Origin of the sequence: Burkholderia sp. SIMBA_062, from assembly GCF_046534765.1 — a bacterium.
Taxonomy (GTDB): Bacteria; Pseudomonadota; Gammaproteobacteria; order Burkholderiales; family Burkholderiaceae; genus Burkholderia; species Burkholderia ambifaria.
Map to the genome: position 1 here is coordinate 1 of NZ_JAWRYD010000117.1, position 468 is coordinate 468.

Annotated in this window: 1 protein-coding gene; it reads left to right on the plus strand. The window is 61.8% G+C overall.

The annotated features are described in order from the left end of the window. Positions 1 to 468 (plus strand): transposase (locus SB786_RS35645; protein ID WP_410731494.1); only part of this gene is annotated, 468 nt, incomplete at both ends.

A 468-nucleotide genomic window follows, 5' to 3' on the forward strand; every position in this document is an offset into this window, starting at 1 on the left:
GACCACGCAGGACGCAGCACGCCATGCATTCAAGGGATTGAGTCTATGGGCGATGGACGGCACCACGCTGCGCACGGCCGACAGCCCGGCCAATCGTGAGCACTTTGGCGCACAACGCTATGCCAGTGGCAAAGTCGCCAGCTACCCGCAGGTGCGGGCCGTGACGCTGACTGCCATCCCGACGCATCTGGTGGCCGATATCAACTTCGGCGCTTATGGCACCAACGAAATGGTGTACGCCCAGGATCTGCTGCCGCAGATACCGGACAATTCGCTGACGGTATTCGACAAGGGCTTTCTGGCCGCTCGGATCTTGTGCGGCCTGACGATGAATGGGCACAACCGCCACTTCCTGATTCCGGCCAAATCCCATACCCGATGGGACGTGATCGACGGCACGCCGGACGATGCGACAGTACGCATGCGTGTGTCCCCGCAGGCGCGCAAACAATCTCCCGAACTGCCGGA